This window comes from Paenibacillus sp. LRG-1 (assembly GCF_057220305.1).
Genome location: NZ_CM170126.1, coordinates 1409323 through 1429205, shown reverse-complemented (window position 1 = coordinate 1429205; position 19883 = coordinate 1409323). Strand labels below are relative to the sequence as shown.

Genomic DNA, 19883 nt, shown 5'->3' with positions numbered 1-19883 from the left:
GTTTTTTTATTGTTCAACCAGATCCAGACCTTGAAATGCCTGATACACAGACTTTAATCCCTCTTCTAGTGAAATACGCGCCGACCAACCCAGCTCGGAAATTCGGGATACATCTACCAACTTACGCGGCGTTCCATCAGGAGCGGAGGTGTTAAAGGTAATTTCTCCCTCATAGTCGACTACATTCTTCACTCGTTCAGCCAGCTCACGAATAGAGATATCCTCACCTACGCCGATATTTACAATTTCATTTCCCTCATAATTGTTCATCAGGAACAGACAGGCTTCAGCCAAATCATCAGAATGAAGAAATTCTCGCCGCGGCGTACCTGAGCCCCATACTTCGACAGTCGGAGATTGATTCAGCTTGGCTTCATGAAACTTGCGGATGAGCGCAGGCAGCACATGAGAGGTCTGGAGATCAAAGTTGTCGCCCGGACCGTATAAATTCGTCGGCATCACAGAAATAAACCGGGTTCCATACTGACGGTTGTAAGACTGACACATTTTAATCCCGGCAATTTTAGCAATTGCATAGGCCTCATTAGTAGGCTCCAGTTCACCTGTAAGCAGATATTCTTCCCGCAACGGCTGCGGAGCAAATTTAGGATAGATACAAGTAGAGCCGAGGAATAACAGCTTGCCTACATTCGCCCGGTATGCCGCATCAATCACATTCGTTTGTATAAGCAGATTGTCACGGATAAAATCAGCCGGATATTCGTTATTCGCCAAAATCCCACCAACCTTGGCCGCTGCCAGAAATACATAATCCACAGGCTCTGTTTCAAAAAAATGATCTACTGCCTCTTTATTGCGTAGATCCAGCTCACGGCTTGTGCGAGTAATAATATGACGGTAACCCGCATCCTGAAGCGCTCGGACAATAGCGGAACCCACCAGTCCGTTATGCCCTGCTACATATATGTTGGAATGAAGATCCATACTTATCCCCTACCTTCTTCGTGAAAATGAAAGACTTTAATACGCATCCTTGGAGCCTAGCAGCACACGAAATGTTTTCAGCATAATGATCATATCTGTGCGGAAACTGCGTCTGGATATGTACTCCAAATCCAGTTCTACCATCTGGTTAAAGCTTAGATGATTACGACCGCTGATCTGCCATAGACCAGTGCAGCCCGGTGTAACCGTCAGACGCAGCTTATCCCTCACTGTGTAATCATGGACTTCTCTTGGCAATGGGGGTCTGGGTCCTACCAGACTCATCTGCCCACGTAGTACATTGAACAGTTGTGGCAGCTCGTCGATGCTCGTTCTGCGAAGAAAGCGACCCACACGGGTAATTCGGGGATCGTCCCGCATTTTGAACATCGCACCCTCAATTTCATTTTCCACCAGCAGTGCAGACAATCTGGCTTCGGCATCAGACACCATAGAACGAAATTTGATCATGCGAAACGGCCGCTCGTTTTTTCCAATACGTACTTGATAAAATATTGCACTGCCTTTTGGGTCCTCCAGCTTAATCAGCAAAATGACAAGCAGAAATACTGGGCATAGCACGATGATTCCAATGAAAGACAATATAATATCCATGCTTCGCTTCACGAACGGGTATACGTTCCATCCTTGCCGCCGTTCAAGCCCATGAGCAACCGAATAAACATCCACTGACGCGCCCAGCACTTCGGCCTCGTTCGAGCGGGAAGAAGACACGTCTCATCACCTCGCTCCTTATTGATAAGTATTATTTATACATTGTTAAAAGAATTTTATATACTATCATTTTCCTCCTTTTTATTCATGTCAGATTGCGTTCCTCCATCCCCCGCTCGGCGCGGGTATTCGAACGCTTCACATTATTAAGTACTACACCCAGAATGCGCGCCTTTACTCTTTCCAAATTCGCTTTTGCTTTCTTGACGATATCCTTTTTGACCTTCCCTGCCTGCACCACCAGAATGACTCCGTCACACATAGCGCTTATAATTAAGCCATCCGGAAAGGACAGCAACGGCGGCGTATCCATTAAGATCACGTCATAATGTTCTTTTAGGTCAACCAGCAGAGCATTCATTCTGCGGGAACTGAGCATCTCGGACGGATTGGGCGGGTTCGGTCCGGCTGTAATTGCATGCAGATGGTCAATCCCGGTTTCCTGAACCACATCCTGCCATGCCTGTTGATTGGCAAGCACCCGTGTCAGCCCCGTGTGATTACGCAAACCAAACATATGGTGCAAAGAGGAACGACGCAGATCCATATCCATAATCAGCACCTTTTTCCCCTCTTGCGCATAGGTTACAGCCAAATTGCTAATCGTGACCGTTCTACCTTCACCCGCCTGAGCGGACGCCACCATCATAACCTCAATCGGCTCGTCTATAGAAGAAAACTGGATGTTAGTACGAAGCATGCGGTACTCCTCCGAAACGGAAGACTGAGCATGTAGGGATGTAACGAGCTGATTATTGATTAATCGCGGCATATTGCCCTTCACCTACCTGTTTAGGAGTTGTAGTGGAGCTGTCGGAGCGTTTATCTTCTTTTTTCATTTTCGTAATCAGGGATAGGGTAGGCAGACCGAGTTCTTTTTCAATATCCTCTTCATTCTTAAATGTATCATCCAGTACCTCCAGCAAAAACGCCAAGCCTATTCCCAACAATAAAGAGGTGGCAAAAGCAATAAATATCTGTATAGCGGGATTACTGTTCACGGGAACTGCTGGATCATTCAGACTGGCTTCGCTTAGGATGGTGACATTGTCCATTTTCATGATAGAGGGGATTTGCCGTTTGAATACTTTGGCTACCGCATTGACGGTTTTCACAGCCTTCGTATACGATAAATCGCGGATTGTTACATCCATGACCTGTGAATCACCTGCGGTGTTCACTCTTAATTTTGACGCCAAAGCTGACGGAGTGACCTTAAGGTCGGGGAAGCTGGCGACCACCTGATCCATAATCGCCGAGGAGATCATAATTTGCTTATAGGAGTTCGTTAAGGCTATATTCGTTTGCACTACACTGTAATCAACGACACCTGCACGATCCGGTCGTGGCGTCTGGTTGATAATGAGCTTTGCGGTAGCTTCGTAAATCTGCGGGGTAAAATATACATTTTTTATGCCCACTACAGTACATACCAGCAATACGATGCTACCAATCAACCACATTCTTTTACGGATCAAACGGATGTACTCTTTCAACTGCACAAGACCAGTCCTCCCTGATTGACTTGTTTTCGATGCAATAACGCTTGTACTGATCCTCTGCATAACGGGGAAAAGAACGATGCATGACCCTCTAATCTATAGTAAAATGTTGTATAATAGCGCATAGAAGGTCCAGCCAGCGAATAAGCACAAAATGCTCAATCATCGGTGGCCTCTTAGGGTATATAAACGAAGACATAAGTGAAAACTATGAAATAAAGATACGTTATGTAACTTACATAACTAATTTATGATACAAATCGTATCTTGTCAAGCGTAAAATTGCTTTTTTACCTTTCTTAACCTTGCCTTCAGGAGGAAAAACAGATGAATTATGGCACCCGCATCGCTGAATTACGAGAACATAAGGGATTAAAACAAGAGGAACTAGCGCAATCCCTCGGAATTACGCGGGCAGCTCTTTCTCACTATGAAAAAAATAGGCGCAAGCCAGATTTTGAGACCCTGACCAAGCTCGCTGATATTTTTGGGGTAACGATTGACTACTTGGTGGGACGTACGAGCCATCCGGTGGCAATATTGGATTCAGATGTGAGGGAATTTGTGGACCAGCTTGAACTGTCCGACGAGGATATTCTGCGACGTTTCAACCTGACCATTGACGGACGCACCTTGTCTGAGGAAGAAGCCAAACGTTTTATTGCATTTGTCCGAATGGAACGAATGATGGAATAAAGAAAGCGGCCGACTGCTTTACGTCTCGCTCAAGTAAGACCGCCGTTGGAATTTACACGCGCTTGTCCTTCCGGTATGTGCTTCCATCAGCGTCGCTTTCTAGCCATTCTGGTATCGTGATACCACATTGGAGCAAAATGTCCCGGATGTCCAAGTGGATGGTAGCTTTGTCTGCTTTCTGTACGTTGTTTCGAAAAAGAGGGTTGTTCACCCCTAATTCTGTCTCCTTGTTCATTCAGCACTAACCTCGCTTTATTATTCTTGGTCACCGGAAAGAAATTTCCCACAAACCATGTATGTATAGTCATGAACAAAACTATTATATATGAATACATACCTGCAATGTTGTCGTCTTATGGCGAGAATATAAAAGGATTTTCTTATTTTTTTCTTCATTATACGTAAAGTATTGGCAAATCAGAACGATTTTCCAACAAAAAAGAACCTGTCAGGTCCTATTTTCTCCTGATAGGTTCTTTTTTGTTTTATTTCGAAATGATGTTAGGTATTCGTTATCTAAGGTCCTATATACATTCCGATCTGATATTAAGCGACCTCGGCTGCCTGGGAAACCTGAGTGCCTCCGGTCGCCCGAACTTTGTAGACATAGTGACCTCCGGCTTTTACCGTCCGATCTGTATACGTGCTTCCCGCTACTTGCGAGGCAATCACCTGATAAGCCCCGTCGGTCCCGTCAGCACGCAGCACATCATAGGAAGATACGCCTTCTGCCTGAAGCCAATTAATCTTTACTGCCCCATCCTGAACAGAGGCTGCCTTCACCCCTGTTGGAGCTGAAGCTGCGGTTTGATCTGTACTTTTTAATTCCAAAATATATTGTACCGCTTCACCAGGACCCAGCTTTTCTTCAAAATCAAGGGCAGGAGAAGCCTTGAGTCCTGATATGGAACGTTGTGCCTGACTGTAAGTAGAACCCGCTCCAAAACGTTCACCCGTGTACAAACCGGCTTTCGGCATCGTTACCCGTACACGAACTGTCTGCGTGGTAGCTTCGAAATTCACTAGATTCACCAGCAATTTGTCTGAAGTAGCGCCGCTACCTGCCAGCGGTTTAAGCTTGGACGTATCCACCGCACGAACATACACCATCTTATCCTTGGTATCCTCTGGATTCAGCACTGTATAAGTCAGAGGTTTTCCATGGGTGGCATAGGCTAAGCTCAAGCGTCTCATGATCTTAACGCGGGTGTCCTGCCCTTGCCCAAACGGATAAATTTCTGTGTTGGCCGGATTATGACTTTGCAGATCGAAGCCTGTTTTAAACAGCGTATAATCCTTATAAAAAGCAGCGTGCTGGATAAACATATCGGCAAACCCAATTTGCGAACGCATAATCCGGTCGAATGCGGCTGCTTGTGGCTGACTAGCCCCGTAATCTGGATTGTCTCGATGCGTATCATTGGTACCGAACTCCGTATTCAGCATCTTTTTCGCCAGTCCATTGCTCGAACCGCCGAAGGTTTTCAAATTTTGGACGAAGCTACCCCCGCCCTCTTCATTATACGATTCACCATAGGCGTGTCCATTGGTCAGATCGGTGACTTCCTCCAGCTGTTTACGTTGCGCCGGGTCCCGTTCCCATCCATCTGGGTCACCGCATTTTTGCGTACCTCCGGTTTGATTTTTGCATGCCTTAGTAGAGTACGTTGGCCAGTAGGCCCAGCCCGGTGCTACGGTTTTGAGATGCGGTGCCAATTGCTTGCCTTCTGTATTCAACCACTTGGCCACAGCCAGGTTTACCGCCTTGGAGCGATTAAATAATCCAGGTTCGTTATCTACTTCATAATATTGAAGATAAGAACCGTATTTTTTTACATAATCGCGCAACTTTTGCTTGGCCGTCTCTGGTAGAGAACCATCTTTTTGCAGCTTAATATCACCTGTATATAAATACAAAGCAGACGATTGCATATTATACTGCTTTAACGTTTGATAGTAATCATCCACGTCTGTACAGGCCTTGCCCACATTACTGGCACAGGTGACCCTCATGACGTTGCCACTATAAGCAATGCCCAGCCACTTGAGAACGTATGGTAAATGCTTAACTGCACCCTCATCATAATAAAATTCTTTATTGTTCACATTTGTTCCGGTCAGTATATATTTACCATGTACCGGTTCGGTCGTAGGTGAAGCTAACGTCTCCAAGCTCAAGTCATCCCAAGTCCACCACACATTTTTATCTTCTGCAGAGGAGCAGTATAGGCAGCGCGCTGTCTTTAGCTTGAGTACGTTAACACCGCTTTGCAATTGCTCTTTGGGTATATACAGCTCGTAGTTGTTTTTGAAATTATAAGCACTCCCAGTACCGGAAACCCCGGCAATCTGAATAATACCGGACAGCTGATGATTTGAAAATACAGCCATTTGCGGGACTGCTTTGCCCGCATCCAAAATCCGAACACGGAATATCATACCATTGGGAGGAATCTGATTCAGCTTATACTGGAGTGTCAGTTCAGGGTTCGTGGACGCATTCAAACCGGGAGGAATATCTCCACTGCTGAGCAATACCGGAACTGTTGTACTCTCTGCTTCCGACAATGCTGACAATGATCCTTTAGCAGACGATTCGGTAGAGGCAGCTGCTGTAGAAATATCGATATTATCCCTACCGACCACACCTTTGAATTCCGCTGAAGAGTCATCCCTCTGACCCAGCTTCCATACTGGACTGGCAGCCGCTACTTTATCCGTCTGCAATTCTGCGCTTCTTGAAGGCGTGTATATAAACCAAGCGATCATCGCTATAGCTACGACCGCTAGTAGTCCAGATAAAACTACTGAATACCTATGGGATAACCATTTTTTTATCATATGATCCACCCTCTCTCCTCAAATTTTTTGACCGGGAAAGAGTATCAATCAAGGAAGAAACAAAGCGTTTCCGGGAATCACCGCTTTCGCTTCATGCTGACTTTCCCACATTAGACGTGCCATCGCGTCGCCTTTTTCATCATAGTATTCCACTTTTAAATCTACCATTTTGCCTGCTTCCAAAGTAATACTACCTTTACGCTCTGTCCAGCTTTGTTTGAACCAGCTGTCAATAACCAACTTGCCATCTACCCATACACGGATACCGTCATCAGATATCGTTGTGAACGTATAGGTCTCGCTATATTGCGGTTTGATTTTACCCGTCCAGCGAACCGAGAACTGATCGGCATTCACCTTTGGATCAGCTGCATTGGCACGCCAGTTGTAGTCCAGCTTGCTATCTGTACGGATCAAAGCAGGACTTCCGCTCAAATTCATATTGTTAAAATATTCGCCCTGCAGCCCGTTCACATATACCACATCAGGAACGGAAGGAGGAGCCGGAGTCGGAGCCGGGATAGGCTCACTTTGCCCCTCGTCCGGTAAGGTCGGTACGTCTGTCCCAGGTTGTTCGATTGCTGCCAGCCCATTTTTCACATCATCCCGCGTCAAACTCTTCGAATCATTCATATAATCCTGAATTTGATTTGTTGTGTTATTCTCAGTCAGCATCTTGCCCCAAGTCATGGAATATACCCATTTAGGTTGAGCCTGCAATACCTCAGAACTAGGCATCTCACCGTGCTCCCCAATGGCAATCGGCTTATTCCGTGCCAGCCCGAGCAGACCTTCGTAATGACTTTGCTTAAAATCATTGTTGTAAATGTCTACTGCCAAAATGTCCACTTTGTCATCCCCCGGGTATTTTGGGGTATACGGGACAGTATACGAATTGGGCGCATTCGGACTCCATACCCACAGCAGATTGTTCAATTGATGTGTGTTTGTAAAACGGTCATACATGATATTCCATAGCTGATTGAAATTAGTTTTGTTTCCCCACCAGAACCAGTCACCATTCATTTCGTGGTAAGGTCTCCACAAAACCGGAACCCCTGCATCACGAAGCTGCTTTAACGATACAGCGACCTTATCCAGATCGGCAATGAGGAGGTTATACTGCGTAGTACCTGGGGTCACGTATTTGTTGAACTCCGCCTGACTTACTTTCGCCTGTACATTGGCCCAAGTCAGTGGCCTACCTGGTAGCGCTTCATGAAAAGTCATCGTCACAATTCCACCGGATCTGTCCCAACGGATAGCACTATCGACGACATTTTTACGTTGTGCTGCTTCCGTAGCGTCAGATTGACCAGAGATAGCTCCCATCTCATAGCCGTGTACACCAACATATGCCTGACTGATTTTTTGGACCTTGTTACTTAATTCATCTGGACTTTCCAAATAATCATGCTGACCGGTGACTATTTTTTTCCCTGAGATGTTGAGTAAATAATTGTATAGTTCACGGGCCTGAGTAGAAGCGTCCGAATTAACAGGTTGTAATGAAGCAGCATTCGCCACAGACAGAGAATCTCCAAAACCGACGGGCAACAATGAAAAAAGCATAACAACGGGGAGTACATGACGTATCAGTCGATACAGAGGAATAAAATTGAATCTCACTTTCGCTCTTCCTTTCGGTAGCCAGGCTGCCATCCTTGTGGAAGGCCCTTTAGCTTTGCGTACCTGCCTTTCGACAGGGCTGCGTTTATCGTTGGAAGGAGTTTGGATTCCTTCTTACCCTAAGTATCGACTTTTTTTTACCAAAATTTAATAGGTCATGTTCATGAATTTACAGGTTTTCGCCCAATTTCGACAGTTTAGGCTATGAATTTTCATGAATTCGTCTTTTTTTCGTTTTTACGAAAATAATTAGGAGATAAATTGGTGACGGGAAATTTCATTCCAATCCATACAAAAGCGGACAATATCCTCTTCAACCAACTCAGAGCCAGTCTGCACCTCAATAAAGTCCACATCGGTCACTGCCAAAATGCTATGCTTCGTCCCTTCAGGGATACGTACTACGTCACCAGCCTTCACTTTGTGCAGCTTCTCATTCAAAATAATTTCCGCTTCACCGCTAATAATGGTCCAGATTTCACTTCGTTTGAAATGAAGCTGGTAGCTGATATTTTTGCCTTTCCGTACGCGGATTCGTTTGGTCAATACCTCGTTACCCTCGTCATACTTGACATAATCCACAACCCGATACTGTCCCCAACGACGTTCTTCATACATTGGACGCTGATCATGAGCCTTGAGCACTTCCTTAATGCGAGGACTTTCTGCCTTATTGGTCACAAGAATGCCATCCGGGCTAGCGGCTACGATCAGATCATTCGTTCCAATGATCGCCACAGGAATGTCTAACTCGTTAATAAGGCTCGTATTGACGCAATCCTCCGTTACTACACCTCTGCCCACTTGTTGATTAGACATTTCTTCTGTGAGCGTATTCCAGGTACCCAAATCCTTCCAAAAACCATCATACGGAAGAACTACGATGTCCTTTTCCTTCTCGACTACTTCATAGTCAAAGCTGATTTTTTCCAGAGATGCGTATTGCTTTTGCATTTCTTCATAATTAAGCGGCAACCCCTTGGATGCCAAGATATCCAGCAAATAACTTAATTTGAATGCAAAAACCCCGCAGTTCCATAGAGCATTGCGTTCAATCAGACGCTCCGCCTGCTCCCGGTCGGGTTTCTCTTGAAAATGGCTCACTTCACGGTAGCCTGTGCTACCTTGAGTGGCATCGTTTTTCGGAATAATGTAACCATATTTCTCTGAAGGATAGGAAGGGACAACCCCGATTAAAGCAAGCTTGCCTTCACTCTCCTGAAGCGTATGTTCCAGCTGGGCTACGGAAGCGAAGAAAGCATCCTCAACATAAGGATCTACAGGCAATATTGCTATAATTTCATCAGGTGAAACACCTGCAATGGAATATAGATAAGTCGCTGTCAGCGCAATCGCAGGAAAGGTGTCTCTGCGTTCCGGCTCAACAATAATGCGCGTATTCGGCCCGACCTGACTCTGGATCATTTCGACCTGTGCTCTCCCTGTCGCAATAAACGAGGATTCTGATAATCCGTTGTCTCCCAATTGTCTCCATACCCGCTGTACCATGGATTCCGAAATCCCCTCCGGGCTCTCCAGTACCTTCAAAAATTGTTTGGAACGGGAATCGTTGGACAAAGGCCATAATCTTTTACCGGAACCACCAGACAAAAGTACGAGCTTCATAACTCTCCACTTCCTCTCTATATTGGTTGGATGATCGTTCTGATGATGAGTTGACTACCCGCTACGGTATGAATTTAATCTTATGATCGCTGTTGGACCGGGATTCACTCGATTATATAAAATCTATATAGGTTTGAATCCCACTAAGCTTATGCTTCCGATGCGAGCTTTCCTTTGGAAAGCTTTCAGGCGAACGCTCCGCTTCTCCAGATTCAAATCCATCCCTGCGCTACTCAAAAATGCATCATGCCGATCATACCGTTTATTGCAAAAGGCACGACCGGACATTATTAAGTCCGATCAGCCTGTAAAATCTCACGCTTGGCGTTTACCTGCCTTGCTTCACAGGAGCGGCGCCGCGGTACAGCCGCATGGCGCTTTGATCGGAAGGAGCGGCATCAACCGCGCCGCTCCTTCCGATACGCCCTTCCTACTCCCACCCCATAAGGTGGGAGATTAAAAACCGTGACTCTATGCGGGAAAAGCAGCGGAGCGGTCCATTTGAATCTGGAGAAGCGCTAGCGTTCGCCTTTGCAGTGAGATTCTTACCTTGGAATGTTTTATATAATCCAAAGAATCCCACTGCAACAGCGATCGGAAGATCGAATGGAACGCGCAGCGCCTCCAACCCGCCACAGTCACTTTTTAATCTGTCACTTTTAAACCTCTACCTTATCCCGATTCCACCCACTCATCCGCGGACGACCCACGGAGTAGTATTCCAGCCCGGAGCCTTGGATCTGTTCCTCACCGAATACGTTACGACCGTCAATGAGAACCGGTTTGTGCAGAATGGAGGCCAGTTGTACGAGATCAACTTTTTTGAACTCTTCCCAATCGGTCAACAGGCACACAGCGTCGCTACCTTCAGCGGCTTGCTGTGGGGACAAGCACCATACAATATTCGGGTGATCCACGCGCTCCTTGAATTTATCCATCGCAATAGGATCATACAGCTTGACAATAGCGCCTGCCTGAATGAGCGTTTCTACGATTTCCAGTGCTGGAGCTTCGCGGATGTCATCTGTATTTGGCTTGAAGGCGAGGCCCCAAATGCCAATGGACACACCGTTCAGTTGACCCAGCGATTCGCGCAGCTTGGATACAATCATAAAGCGCTGGTCGGTATTCACCTCGACCACCGATTTCAACAACTTAAATTCATAGTCTACATTACCTGCAATTTGGATAAGCGCATTTGTGTCTTTCGGAAAGCAAGAGCCACCATACCCGATCCCTGCTTGTAGAAAAGAGGAGCCAATCCGTTTGTCCATACCCATACCGTCAGCCACACAGGTTACATCGGCGCCAACCTTTTCGCAAATATTAGCGATTTCGTTAATGAACGAAATTTTAGTTGCCAGAAACGCATTGGACGCGTATTTGATCATTTCAGCACTACGGATATCCGTCACATAGATTTTATCCGTGAAGACCTGATGCAGAGTGACCATGGTTTCACGCAATCCTGTATTGTCCAAACCAATAATGATGCGATCCGGATGAAGCGTATCATTGATGGCTGAGCCTTCTCTCAAGAACTCCGGCGCGGAGACGATATCGAAAGACAAACTCGTGTGACGAGCCAACACGTCCTTAATCTTTTCGTTCGTTCCGACAGGTACAGTACTCTTGGTCATAATAATCTTATACCCGTTCATGGCTTTCCCAACATCAGCGGCCGCCTGTTCAATGTACGACAAATTCGCCTCGCCGTTAGCCAGAGAAGGCGTACCTACCGCCAAAATTACGATATCCGAGCGGCGTACCGCATCGGCCAAATCCGAGGTGAACTCCAACCGGCCCGCTTCCAGATTCAACGCGATCAATTCCTCAATACCCGGTTCATAAATCGGAGATTCTGCCCGGTTCAACATGTCGATTTTGTGCTGCTCCAGATCGACACAAATCACCTCATTACCTTTTTGCGCAAAACATACACCCGAGACGAGCCCAACGTATCCAGTACCGATTACAGCCAGCTTCATTCCGTTCATCCTCCTTTTAGAAAGTTCACATAGGCTTGTTCTACATACTTTTTTAATTGATCCTTGAAGTTTTCTTCATCAAATTTGCGGGCATGGGTAATGATATCGTCCACATTCCATGCATGTTGCTCAACCTTTTCGACGGCCTCCAGCACATCCTCTACTTGATGCTTGCGGAAAAATACGCCGTTCACATGAGGAACAATCGTATCCAGCGCTCCCCCACCCTGAAAAGCGATGACAGGCCGTCCGGCCGCATTCGCCTCCAAAGGCGTAATACCGAAGTCCTCTTCACCCGGAAAAACGAGCGCTCGGCATTCTGCCATCAGCTTGTTAACCTCTTCATCCTCAAGCCTGCCGAGGAACTCAATGTTCGGGGCAGCCATACCTTCGAGTCGTTTACGGTCTGGTCCTTCACCCACAATGCGCAGCTTGAGACCGTTACGTTTGAATGCTTCGATCGCGAGATCGATGCGCTTGTAGGACACCAATCGGGATACGATCAGGTAATAGTCACCGATGTTTGTAGCGCGTTTAAAACGGGATGTATTAATAGGTGGAAAAATCACATCCGAATCCCTTTGGTAATAGTGCAAAATTCTTCGTTTAACAACCGAAGAGTTGGCAACAAACTGGTCTACGTTGCGAGAAGTTTTGGCATCCCATGTTTTCAACCGGTTCATGTACAGCTTGAGCATGTTTTTGAGCAGGTTGGATTTGGACTGCCGGGCCATATATGTATCGTAATCCCAGGCAAACCGCATCGGTGTGTGACAATAACAAATGTGAAACGTATGTTTGGGTACCTGGATGCTTTTCATAAATGCACTGCTGGAGCTTAAAACAATGTCGAAATCCCTAAAATCAAAATCACGTATAGCAATGGGATACAGCGGCAGCACTCCTTTGAAGTTGTCCTTCACCCCTGGGACTTTTTGTAGCCAAGTGGCTCTAATATCCGCATCCTTCAAGTTACGCGACAGGCGGTCGTCGCTGAACACCGTTGTGAAGATAGGAGCCTCCGGATACATATCGTGGAATACCTCTACTACCCTTTCCGCTCCGCCCATTTGGATTAAGTAATCGTGTGCTATCGCTATTTTCATCTGAATCATCCTTTAACGCGAATGTCGGTCAGACTCCTGCCAACAAACCCTTATAGTAATGAACTATATCCTTAACTGTGTTCTCGATGACAAAATGCTTTTTGACCCGTTCCATCCCTCTCTCACCCATCTGCTGACGTTCTTGTGGATGCTCCAACATCCAGCGGATGGCTTCTTCCAGCTTAGCCGGATCACCCGGTTCAATAAGCAGCCCGGTTTCATGGGGTACCACCGTTTCCTTGGGTCCACCCTCATTGGAAGCAATCACTGGGAGACCCGCAGCCATGCCTTCAATAATGACCTGACCGAATGGTTCTGGTGTAATAGAGGTATGAATCAGCAAATCACAACGCTGCATCAGGCCTTGAATGTCATCGACGTGTCCCAGCAGATTGACGTTAGTCAACCCGTATTCGCGCATCGTGGACTCTAATCGTTGCTTGTATTCCTCTTCTCCGAACAACGCATCTCCAGCCAGCCAGAATTTCACGCGCTGATCCGGTAAAAAGGAGCGTGCCGCTTCCAGTAAAATATGCTGTCCCTTCCATTCCGCCAATCTGCCGACCAATACGACGTTAAACGAGTCATCACCACGTGAATCCGCAGCCGTGTCACGTGCTGTAATTGCTTTGGCAAAAGCAGAGTAAACGACGAGCGTCTTTTTGTCCGGGGGTAACTCCAACGCACTCAGCGTGGATTTGGAATTTGCAATCACTCCGTTGGGCAAAAAGCGGGACATCAGCCGAATCCCTTTGGCCACAATCGGCTTCAGATACGGCGGACCGATGTGGTCACGGATATGCCAGATCAAGGGCAGCTTCGCCGATTTGGCGGCTACTGTACCATACAGTGCAGACTTGAGCGAGTTCGTGTGAACGCACACGACCTTTTCCTCACGCAGCAAGGGCGCAAGTTTTCTACCGTAAGCCAGCAAACGAAAAGCTGCTGCAGGCGCACCTAGATTCACGGCATTCCGTCCCCGATTGCGAATCGAATCGTCCAATGGAACGATGCGCACATCAATATCACGCTGCCGAAGCCGATCTGCTAAATCGCCCTCCTCTGCCAAAATAACGAGCGGGTCGATATGTTCCCCGATATTCGTCAGTATGTTGTACAAAGCGACTTCGCCGCCGCTCCATCTTGCCGTATGGTCAATATAAGCTACTCTCATCATTTCGCCGCCGCCTTTCTATCAAGGACCTGTCGGAACACCTCTTCCACCTGCTCCGCTACATGTCCCCATGTATATCTGCTCAGGACATGGTCCCGGCATTCCCTTGCATTCGGTAGAAGTTCACGATGATCCAGCACACGCAGCAACCCTTCAGCAATGGCTTCACTATCCGTTCCCTTGAACAAAAGCTCGGGACGGAATCCTCTTAAAATCTCCTTGTTGCCACCCACAGGAGTCGCCAGCACCGGCAGTCCCGAGGCCATCGCCTCCACTGTGATCAGACCGAAGCCTTCCAGTGCCTGTGTGGGTACAACGAACAAATTCGATGCTTGGTGATACAGTGGAAGCTCCTCATCCGACACATAACCGAGCAGCCTTACATGGTTATGAAGATTGTATTCCTCCACCTTGGAAGCCAATTCCTCCATCAAGGGGCCCTTCCCTCCAATCAGCAACAGATGATCAGGATGACGCTCGGTGACTCGTCTCCATGCTTCCAGTAGCTGTAGCAGTCCCATTCGATTAACAAGACGACGAACGGTGAGCACAATCGTCGCATTTTGCGGCAAATTCAGGCGCTTCCGCACCGCTTCTTGATCCTCTGCCGGGTGGAACCTTTCTACATTCGCCGCACCAGGAATAACATGAATTTTGCTGAGTGGAACCTTATAGTGCTCATGCAAAATATCCCGAAAGGTTTCGCTTAGCACTATAAATTTATCCGCCAATCCGTAGGCCTTCATTTCAATGGATTTGGCCAACGTCGTTTTTAGCAAATGCTTGATGCCCTGTCCTTCAATCTTCATTTCCTCCGTCCACGGTCCGTGAAAGGTGGTAACTACCGGGATTCCTCTTTTTTTCGCCTCCAGCGCCGGTCCGACACCATAGGGAGCAAAATGGGAATACAGTACATCCATCGGTTGCTTATCGAACAGCTCTGCTGCATATTTTTGCATTAGCTCTCGACGCTTCCACATGGATTGCTGCTTGCTGCCAATCGAATGAATTCGAATACGGTCGGGCGCCTGCGGCTGCTCTTCACTACAGATTAGAGCATCCAGCGTATTGCGCTCTAACGTAAGCTGCTCGCAGATGGATTTGAAATATGTGTTGAGGCCTCCTGGCTGCAAGGACGGCCAGCTAAGCCCCGTTGCCGCAATACGAAATCCGTTATTGTACGACATAGCTGGTTTCTCCTTTCTGCTCGGTATGTCCGTCATCCACGATTTCTATCTTTTTTCGCCGCTTGGTTAGCTCATAATGCTTGAAGCAGACGAGAAACTCATACATCACCCAGAATACTGCTACGGCAAAACCCGCCAATCCCTTGCGGTATAAGCCTTGGACAAAATACTTCTGCACAAAGCGGGCAGGAGGCCGCCACAACAGTCTGGTAATCCGAAAGGATCTTCCTTTGTTAAATGCCGTCTCTGCTTCCAGATCTGTATATTTGTTAAAACGGGTCATATGATCACTGATGCTGCGGAAGCCGTAGTGCCATAACACGCCCTCCAGATTGACAATCTGGGAAGAGGCTACATCCGGCATTTCATGAACAAGACTATTCGTAATGCCATAAATACGCCGATTGTACAAACGAACCAGGTATTCGCCTTTGTTCATCCATTTGCCGAGAAAATCTCCAATCCGGAATACGGAATATGCTTTGGCCGGATCGTGGAGCGTTTCCTTTACTTTCAACAAGTCTCCAAGCAACTCTGCATCCACTACTTCGTCCGTATCAATCAGGAATATCCAATCAAATTCCGCTTTTTCAACACCAAACATGCGCTGTTTGGCATAACCGGGCCACGGGTTAGAAAACACCCGACAGCCCAAGGATTCAGCTACCTGAATCGTATTGTCCTTGCTCCCTCCGTCAATGACGACGATATCGTCCGCAAAGGGCTTGCAGGATTTAATGGCGGCTGTGATTCGAGTGCCATCATCCTGAGCGATAATAACTACGGATATCCGGTTGTCCGCGGGAACGCTAGACATGTGGTTCATTAGCGGGTGCCTCCTTCTTTATCTAACCGTTAACTGGCTTTTTCCGGATGTAGTGTGACATCGTTGATCGGAGCCATTGAAAATCTTGTTTGGAAATAAGCAGTCTTGGAATCTTCATTTTTAGAACGAATTTAACATTACATAAAATGAAAATGAACCGTAGAATCCCCGAAGACAGCATTGCTATCCCTGCACCCGTCAATCCATATTTCGGTACGAGTATGGACAGCAATGGAATGACGAGCGCCAATCCGACACCCTGTAGAATGGTAACCAGTTTGGGCTTACCCAACGCCATAAATTGTTGTGCCAGCACCATGGTTCCCCCACTGATAGCAACCTCAAGCACCAGGAACCGGAATACCGTAAGCGCTTGTTTAAACTCTTGACCGTATAACAATGTAAATACGAACGGAGCAATCAGCATCAGCATCACCGCAGCCAGAAAGGTTGCCGTTGATGTCACTCGAAATGCCCGAAATGTTATGGCCACCGCCTCTTCCTTATTCAGACCGGAGGCTTTGGGAAACAGCACGACAATGATCGAGGTAGAAAATACATTCACCATCCTGGCCAAGCTGACCGCTACTGCATATAAACCGAGATCAGCGGGTCTGAGCAGACCCGCAATCAAAATCTGATCAATATAAGTGGAAACCTGCCCCATGAGATCATTTCCGTATGAACCCATACCGTAGGTAAAGAGATTTTTAAATTGCGTCCAGCTGTTCTTTACCTTTGGTTTGTACAGCCGAATCATTCGTATCGTGACACCAATATAAATCGGCAAGCCCGGCAGTAAATAGGCCAATGCCGAGGTGTACGGATTCATATTTCCGGTTAAGATCAGAATCGCCAGACCCAGCAGTGTACTTAGCGGTACCAGATACCGGAATAAATTGTACTGCTTATATTCCGAGCGAACTTGAAGCAATGCATTATTGATCTGTGAAATCGCTATGAGCGGACACATCATCATGGAGCACTGCGCGAAAAGTATGACCGATGAAGAAAAAGAGCGCAGCCAATAAGGAATTAGAAAAACTCCGACGAGTGTCGCCAAGCCCCCGAACATGGTAGCCAGTAGCAAGGCCAGACCATACAGCTTGCCCGTTTCCTCCGGTTTCCTTTTCGCATTGTAAATCAATGCAGACGGGACACCGAAGCTCATGCAGAAGGCGAGAAATTGGGACCAGTTCACCATCGCTGTCTGTTCCCCGCGTCCAGTAGGACCCAGGAATCGTGCCGTTAGCACACCAGTCAGCATATTCACGACGAGAATCAGCATACTGAATATCATCGTTTTTACTGCTGCAGAGCTGTTATCCTTGCTTTTGGCAAACCGAATCACCGTGGACCATAGTGTCCGGACAGGTGCGGATAATGCTTGTAAGTTTTGCACAGCCTTTACCTTCTTTCCGCGATGACATCTTTTGCCCATAGTCCTATTCCGATCATCATCCAGATCAGATAGCCGCGCATACCGGGGAAACCATTATCTGATATGAGACTGGCTACAGCTCCGGCCCACGTAGCCAACGCCAGTCTGATATAAGGCTGACTGGCATCTCGTGCGGCAATACGAGCGAGAAGGCGCTTGATGATAACGAAGAGACCACCGAAGAAAAAGAATGCCCCGAAAATACCGAAGGTGAGGAAAATGGCGATATATCCATTATCCATAATCCCAAGTTCGCCGAGATCGCCGCCGTTATCAAGCTTGGTTCCGATTCCTACACTCCCAATCCCCTGCCCGACCGGATTGCCAGCAATCGCCGGAAGCATCGTATGCAGTAAATCCAAACGTTCATTGTACGAATGATCCTGCTGAATATCCGTCAGCGTCTGCATGCGAGCCACCAAACCTTCTGCCCCTGGAAGTTTTGGAACAATGATGTAGAGAAGAAGGCCAACTATAGCTAGTTGAAACAAGGTTTTCCACTTTCCCTTGGAAGATGAACTGAGAATGTAAGCCAGTAACATGACGAATGCAATTAGCCAGGCTGAACGTACCAGCGTGATTAAGAGACAAACGACCGTCAGCAGGATTCCGATCCATCCCAAAGTGCCACGCCAACGTTTTTCCATTAGCATGGGTACAAGTGCCATCGCCAGGAAAATAGCGCAGGGACCGGGCGAGTTCATGGAAGAAAATACTCTGATTTGAAGTGGTTCTGGAACACCAATGGAATTCATTTCTACATGATTCATCCAAAATGCATCCCACGGAGGCACCGTCAAGTACTGAATAATGCCGTAAATTGCCACAAGAACAGCAATGTTGGCATATGAATACAGCAGTCGGTCCAGCTCCTTCGCCTTCATGGGCTTAATCGCAAGATAAGGCAACAGGATCAAAGGAACCACATAATTGGCTAAATCATAAGCAAAAACAATACCATTTTTGAATAACCCGACCACACTTCCGTAGGCCAATTCTATGCCGAAAAATACAGCAATTCGGGTCAAGGGTTTTTCCGCCTGATGAATGCCTCGCAACACAGGAATAATCAACATACTGCTTACCAGCAGCGGTGCCACGCTCAACAAGGAAACCGAGTGATACGTTCCCTCCATCCAATCCGCAATGCGGCGGATTTCCGGGCCTACTGCCCACACTGCCAGTGTGTAAGGAATCAGTAGCCGCGATTGCAAGATCGCCAGCAGGAAGGCCGGAAAAACGAGCGCCAGCAATATGGCTCCCTGCTGGCTCATGGTGGGATTCATCTTGGCGCTGACAAATCCGATGGCGAGTGGCAGCATACAAGCCAGCAATCCCATGCCGATCATGCTGATTCCACGCCGATTTCCTAGCCAAACGGAAATCTGCTGATCTGCCAACCGACTCATGTTTCTCACCCCTGACCTCCCTTCATCCGCTTCCGCTTGAACATCTCCTTAAACAGCAGAACGAGAAATTGGGAATCCTCAATCAAATATCTTTTCCACAATCGTTTAGGCTCCTGAGACAACCTCCAGAACCATTCAAATCCCGTCTTCTGCATCAGCTCCGGTGCTCTTTTCACATTTCCTGACAGGAAATCAAAGGTCGCTCCCACCCCAATCGAAATCGGAGCGCGGTAAGTCTCATAATATCTGTAAATCCATTTTTCCTGTTTAGGGGCGCCTACACCTACAAAAACGATGTCCGGGCGAGCCTCTTGAAGCAATTGGACAATGTGCCTGTTCTCCTCTTCGTTTTTCTCAAAGCCATAAGAAGGAGAGTAACAGCCCACCACATTCATGTTCGGATAAGATTCCTGGAGATTGAGCATAGCCTTCTCAGGAATACCGTCAGCTGCACCCAGAAAAAATAACCGATAGCCTCGATCCTCAAAAGCCTCTCCCAGCCGAGTGAACAAATCTGACCCGGACACCTTTTGTTTGAGGGGCTTTTTCAGTAACTTGGACGCCCATATGATAGGCATCCCATCGGCCACTACAGCTCCGGCATCCGAATACACCTTGCGGAATTCATCATCCTTGCGAAGCTTGATCACATGATCGACATTACAGGTCAAAATGTAGGAATGACGCTGATGTTCAATAGAAGTATCTATAAATTCGAGTAGATCATTAAAATCGTAATTATCAAAGTTGACATCGAACATGTTCACTCTGCTCATCG

Annotated in this window: 17 protein-coding genes and 1 riboswitch; of the genes, 1 reads left to right on the top strand and 16 read right to left on the bottom strand. The window is 47.1% G+C overall.

Features of this window, described 5'->3' with window-relative positions:
* Nucleotides 1-6: 6 nt before the first annotated feature.
* The 4 genes from fcl to ACUUJN_RS06155 form a co-directional block, all read right to left on the bottom strand.
* Nucleotides 7-945: a GDP-L-fucose synthase gene (fcl, locus tag ACUUJN_RS06170; RefSeq protein ID WP_023987435.1), complete on the bottom strand. Its 939-nt coding sequence runs from the start codon at nt 943-945 to the stop codon at nt 7-9.
* Nucleotides 946-981: 36 nt separating this feature from the next.
* Entirely contained in the window at nt 982-1680 is a 699-nt protein-coding gene (locus ACUUJN_RS06165; protein ID WP_023987434.1) for a sugar transferase, read from the bottom strand.
* A gap of 85 nt (nt 1681-1765) precedes the next feature.
* Complete coding sequence (locus tag ACUUJN_RS06160; protein ID WP_023987433.1) at nt 1766-2452, bottom strand: CpsD/CapB family tyrosine-protein kinase; 687 nt, start codon at nt 2450-2452, stop codon at nt 1766-1768.
* Nucleotides 2433-3182 (bottom strand): YveK family protein, encoded by a 750-nt coding sequence (locus ACUUJN_RS06155; protein ID WP_023987432.1) that lies wholly within the window; start codon nt 3180-3182, stop codon nt 2433-2435. The genes ACUUJN_RS06160 and ACUUJN_RS06155 overlap by 20 nt, the downstream gene beginning before the upstream one ends.
* A 327-nt stretch (nt 3183-3509) precedes the next feature.
* On the opposite strand from ACUUJN_RS06155, the gene ACUUJN_RS06150 reads away from it, so the two are divergent.
* Complete coding sequence (locus tag ACUUJN_RS06150) at nt 3510-3878, top strand: helix-turn-helix domain-containing protein (RefSeq protein ID WP_484669404.1); 369 nt, start codon at nt 3510-3512, stop codon at nt 3876-3878.
* Nucleotides 3879-3930: 52 nt separating this feature from the next.
* On the opposite strand, the gene ACUUJN_RS06145 is transcribed toward ACUUJN_RS06150, so the two are convergent.
* The 12 genes from ACUUJN_RS06145 to ACUUJN_RS06090 form a co-directional block, all read right to left on the bottom strand.
* Complete coding sequence (locus tag ACUUJN_RS06145; RefSeq protein WP_484669403.1) at nt 3931-4113, bottom strand: hypothetical protein; 183 nt, start codon at nt 4111-4113, stop codon at nt 3931-3933.
* A gap of 311 nt (nt 4114-4424) precedes the next feature.
* Nucleotides 4425-6719, bottom strand: coding sequence for a hypothetical protein (locus ACUUJN_RS06140; RefSeq protein ID WP_484669402.1), 2295 nt, complete (start codon nt 6717-6719; stop codon nt 4425-4427).
* Between the two features lie 48 nt (nt 6720-6767).
* Nucleotides 6768-8348: a glycosyl hydrolase gene (locus ACUUJN_RS06135; protein WP_075153887.1), complete on the bottom strand. Its 1581-nt coding sequence runs from the start codon at nt 8346-8348 to the stop codon at nt 6768-6770.
* A 13-nt stretch (nt 8349-8361) separates the two neighbouring features.
* A riboswitch (cyclic di-GMP riboswitch) is annotated at nt 8362-8442 on the bottom strand.
* A gap of 155 nt (nt 8443-8597) precedes the next feature.
* Complete coding sequence (locus ACUUJN_RS06130; RefSeq protein ID WP_013309163.1) at nt 8598-9974, bottom strand: sugar phosphate nucleotidyltransferase; 1377 nt, start codon at nt 9972-9974, stop codon at nt 8598-8600.
* 659 nt (nt 9975-10633) lie between these two features.
* The gene (locus ACUUJN_RS06125) at nt 10634-11962 is read right to left on the bottom strand and encodes a UDP-glucose dehydrogenase family protein (protein ID WP_028543107.1); all 1329 of its coding nucleotides are present in this window, start codon (nt 11960-11962) and stop codon (nt 10634-10636) included.
* Between the two features lie 5 nt (nt 11963-11967).
* Complete coding sequence (locus ACUUJN_RS06120) at nt 11968-13068, bottom strand: glycosyltransferase (protein ID WP_023987424.1); 1101 nt, start codon at nt 13066-13068, stop codon at nt 11968-11970.
* 28 nt (nt 13069-13096) lie between these two features.
* Nucleotides 13097-14245 carry a glycosyltransferase family 4 protein gene (locus ACUUJN_RS06115; RefSeq protein WP_484669401.1) on the bottom strand — a complete coding sequence of 383 codons (1149 nt, stop codon included), beginning with the start codon at nt 14243-14245 and terminating at the stop codon, nt 13097-13099.
* A complete protein-coding gene (locus ACUUJN_RS06110) occupies nt 14242-15429 on the bottom strand; it encodes a glycosyltransferase family 4 protein (protein ID WP_069081245.1) in 1188 nt (395 codons plus the stop codon). Before ACUUJN_RS06110 ends, ACUUJN_RS06115 begins: the two co-directional genes overlap by 4 nt.
* On the bottom strand, nt 15416-16255 hold the full coding sequence (locus ACUUJN_RS06105) for a glycosyltransferase family 2 protein (RefSeq protein WP_023987421.1): 840 nt from the start codon (nt 16253-16255) through the stop codon (nt 15416-15418). The genes ACUUJN_RS06110 and ACUUJN_RS06105 overlap by 14 nt, the downstream gene beginning before the upstream one ends.
* 22 nt (nt 16256-16277) lie before the next feature.
* Nucleotides 16278-17657: a lipopolysaccharide biosynthesis protein gene (locus ACUUJN_RS06100; protein ID WP_013309157.1), complete on the bottom strand. Its 1380-nt coding sequence runs from the start codon at nt 17655-17657 to the stop codon at nt 16278-16280.
* A gap of 5 nt (nt 17658-17662) precedes the next feature.
* Nucleotides 17663-19105, bottom strand: coding sequence for an O-antigen ligase family protein (locus ACUUJN_RS06095; RefSeq protein ID WP_023987420.1), 1443 nt, complete (start codon nt 19103-19105; stop codon nt 17663-17665).
* 5 nt (nt 19106-19110) lie between these two features.
* Complete coding sequence (locus ACUUJN_RS06090; RefSeq protein ID WP_013309155.1) at nt 19111-19881, bottom strand: WecB/TagA/CpsF family glycosyltransferase; 771 nt, start codon at nt 19879-19881, stop codon at nt 19111-19113.
* Between the last annotated feature and the right edge of the window lie 2 nt (nt 19882-19883).

What these genes read in the sequence shown, in the direction of transcription:
- fcl (WP_023987435.1), bottom strand. Translation starts at nt 945, where the DNA reads ATGGATCTTCATTCCAACATATATGTAGCAGGGCATAACGGACTGGTG.
- ACUUJN_RS06160 (WP_023987433.1), bottom strand. Translation starts at nt 2,452, where the DNA reads ATGCCGCGATTAATCAATAATCAGCTCGTTACATCCCTACATGCTCAG.
- ACUUJN_RS06150 (WP_484669404.1), top strand. Translation starts at nt 3,510, where the DNA reads ATGAATTATGGCACCCGCATCGCTGAATTACGAGAACATAAGGGATTA.
- ACUUJN_RS06145 (WP_484669403.1), bottom strand. Translation starts at nt 4,113, where the DNA reads ATGAACAAGGAGACAGAATTAGGGGTGAACAACCCTCTTTTTCGAAAC.
- ACUUJN_RS06140 (WP_484669402.1), bottom strand. Translation starts at nt 6,719, where the DNA reads ATGATAAAAAAATGGTTATCCCATAGGTATTCAGTAGTTTTATCTGGA.
- ACUUJN_RS06130 (WP_013309163.1), bottom strand. Translation starts at nt 9,974, where the DNA reads ATGAAGCTCGTACTTTTGTCTGGTGGTTCCGGTAAAAGATTATGGCCT.
- ACUUJN_RS06125 (WP_028543107.1), bottom strand. Translation starts at nt 11,962, where the DNA reads ATGAAGCTGGCTGTAATCGGTACTGGATACGTTGGGCTCGTCTCGGGT.
- ACUUJN_RS06120 (WP_023987424.1), bottom strand. Translation starts at nt 13,068, where the DNA reads ATGAAAATAGCGATAGCACACGATTACTTAATCCAAATGGGCGGAGCG.
- ACUUJN_RS06115 (WP_484669401.1), bottom strand. Translation starts at nt 14,245, where the DNA reads ATGATGAGAGTAGCTTATATTGACCATACGGCAAGATGGAGCGGCGGC.
- ACUUJN_RS06110 (WP_069081245.1), bottom strand. Translation starts at nt 15,429, where the DNA reads ATGTCGTACAATAACGGATTTCGTATTGCGGCAACGGGGCTTAGCTGG.
- ACUUJN_RS06105 (WP_023987421.1), bottom strand. Translation starts at nt 16,255, where the DNA reads ATGAACCACATGTCTAGCGTTCCCGCGGACAACCGGATATCCGTAGTT.
- ACUUJN_RS06095 (WP_023987420.1), bottom strand. Translation starts at nt 19,105, where the DNA reads ATGAGTCGGTTGGCAGATCAGCAGATTTCCGTTTGGCTAGGAAATCGG.
- ACUUJN_RS06090 (WP_013309155.1), bottom strand. Translation starts at nt 19,881, where the DNA reads ATGAGCAGAGTGAACATGTTCGATGTCAACTTTGATAATTACGATTTT.